This is a genomic window from Candidatus Thermoplasmatota archaeon, from assembly GCA_018814355.1.
Lineage (GTDB): Archaea > Thermoplasmatota > Thermoplasmata > UBA10834 > UBA10834 > COMBO-56-21.
In genome coordinates this window covers 1-2175 of record JAHIZT010000034.1, presented here as the reverse complement: position 1 = coordinate 2175, position 2175 = coordinate 1, and the positions used below count along the sequence as shown (strand labels likewise).

Below are 2175 nucleotides of genomic sequence, written 5' to 3'. Positions count from 1 at the left end.
CTCTTGCACAAGCAGGATGCATGTGTTGGCGAGAAGCTCGATGTCTGACAGAACGACACAACGGAGGCGGACGCAAGCATCGGCATCGACGAGCTCCTTCCCTACAGGCGAGCCTCCGGCCGACAGGTCGCATATGGTGGCGAAGCCCGCGAATGCGAAGGTGGCCGGGGCGGGCAAGGAAGATCGGGAGATCCGATGGTCGGTGATCCCAGGAAAAATGCAGGACGCCTTCAAACTCAAGGAGACCAGATCATGAAATCCTTCGATCCCTCGAAGCAGGTTACAACCAAGGCAAAGCCCTTGCCAGTTTACCTGCTTCTGGACGTCAGCGACAGCATGACGGGAGAGAAGATCGCGACCCTGAATCGGGCCGCAAAGGAGATGATTGAGACCTTCGCGCAAGAAGAGCGGATGGAGAATGAGATTCTCGTCTCGATCATCACGTTTGGTGGGGAGGCACGATTGCACTTGCCGCCGACCAAGGCGTCCAGCATTACCTGGGCGAATCTCGAGGCCGATGGCATGACACCTTTGGGAGCGGCCATGACCATAGCCAAGGGCGTGGTCGAAGATAAGAAGGTCACGCCGTCACGCGCCTACCGACCGACGATTGTCCTAGTCTCGGATGGGCAACCCAACGACAAATGGCGGCCTCCCCTCGACGATTTCATCAGTAACGGTCGCTCGGCCAAGTGCGATCGCATGGCCATGGCTATTGGGCCTGACGCGGATGAAGATGTGCTGACGCGCTTCATCGCTGGAACCCAGCATCAGCTCTTCTATGCTGAACATGCATCACAGATTCCCAAGTTCTTCGAATATGTGACCATATCCGTCACCACGCGGGCCAACTCAAAGAACCCCAATGAGATTCCCGCGGATGATGACATCAAGCTCGACGGTTCTACGGAGCCGCAAACCGCTCCAAGCGGTGACTCTGGCGCAAGCGACCCCACAGAACCATCGGCCGATGCTGAAGGCGACGAGGGATACTGGTAGGCCATTATAAAGCGGAGGCAGTTCCAATGTCACAAGCGGTAGCCGATCCTGAAGAACTTGAGCGTTTTGTCCAGGCGTTGAGTCACTTCATCGACACTCTGGCCGAGGAAGTCGGCGCCTTGGACCAGGAATTCGGCGCACTCGGTGACACTTGGCAGGATGAAAAGCGGGCACAATTCGAAGAGAAATACTCGCTGCTGCTCCAACAAATCTCAGCTTTTCAGGAAAATGCTTCGGAGCAGATCCCGTACCTGCTGGCGTTAGCTTCGCGGCTCAGGGACTACTTGCAGAGCTGAATCTATGCCACAAGTCTCGGTAGGACAGGTTGAGAACATTGAAGACGCTTGTGACGGTATGACTCGCGGCTGCGAGGAGATATCGGGCGGGGTCGAAGGATTGCTTAGTCACATTGTCGAGAAAGTGGCCGAGGTCAGTGAGGAGGAGAGGCAAAGCTCAACTATGCTGGAGACGGCAGCCCAGGAAGAGCTGATGACGGCAAGAGCTCTACAGGAAGCCCTGAGTCAAGTCGCTGCTGCGCGCGCCGACCTTGAGGCGGCGAGGGCGGCGATGTCTTCATGCGAGAGTCAGGCCTGCAGCGAAGATGGATCGCCGCCCGATTGCTCATCCGAAGCCTGGGCTGTAGACAGCGCCGAAGCCGGCGTATCAGCCGCCGAGGCCAACGCGGAGCAAACCGCAGATGAGCACCAGTCCGCCAAGGAACATCGCATGCATATGGAGCAGCGCCTTGAATTAACTCATCGGGCTGCATTGCGAGTGGCACATCTTGAGGAGGCTGTTCAGGCCGAGAGTGCTCTGCGACTAGGAGCAGTACAAGCCTTTGCAGATACGGGGCATGTCCGACTTTCCCAGGCTAGAGAGGCCTTGGAGTCCTACTTGATGGAAGACCCGGTTGCTGCACAGTTTGCGACCTGGGTGTATTGGTCACCAAGCAAGAGCGCTCTCGTGTCACCCGGCGATCTCAGCTTACGCATGAGTCTGTCGTCGGAACAACAACGCCATTTCGTTGCCTATTTGGCTGATCGGGATCCTGCGTTTCGATCCACGTTGGCTGGCTACAAGGAAGAGTTGAGCAAATGCCAGGGGGCAGCAGAGCGTCACGCGGTGCAGCTCAAGGTCCGTCGCAATCTGGCTGGCTCTGTCGCCGAGCGGATGGTT

General features: G+C 57.4%; 4 protein-coding genes. 3 read left to right on the top strand and 1 reads right to left on the bottom strand.

Annotated elements, in window-relative coordinates; genetic code table 11:
* Positions 1–240 (bottom strand): hypothetical protein (locus KJ653_01860; GenBank protein MBU0684582.1); only part of this gene is annotated, 240 nt, incomplete at its 3' end.
* 12 nt (positions 241–252) lie between these two features.
* Between KJ653_01860 and KJ653_01855 the strand changes: the two genes are divergently transcribed.
* The 3 genes from KJ653_01855 to KJ653_01845 all read left to right on the top strand — a co-directional run.
* Positions 253–999 carry a VWA domain-containing protein gene (locus KJ653_01855; protein ID MBU0684581.1) on the top strand — a complete coding sequence of 249 codons (747 nt, stop codon included), beginning with the start codon at positions 253–255 and terminating at the stop codon, positions 997–999.
* Between the two features lie 26 nt (positions 1000–1025).
* A complete protein-coding gene (locus KJ653_01850; GenBank protein ID MBU0684580.1) occupies positions 1026–1295 on the top strand; it encodes a WXG100 family type VII secretion target in 270 nt (89 codons plus the stop codon).
* 4 nt (positions 1296–1299) lie between these two features.
* On the top strand, positions 1300–2175 hold an 876-nt coding region (locus KJ653_01845), incomplete at its 3' end, for a hypothetical protein (GenBank protein ID MBU0684579.1).

Coding starts and splice junctions, on each gene's coding strand:
- KJ653_01855 (MBU0684581.1), top strand. CDS start 253: ATGAAATCCTTCGATCCCTCGAAGCAGGTTACAACCAAGGCAAAGCCC.
- KJ653_01850 (MBU0684580.1), top strand. CDS start 1,026: ATGTCACAAGCGGTAGCCGATCCTGAAGAACTTGAGCGTTTTGTCCAG.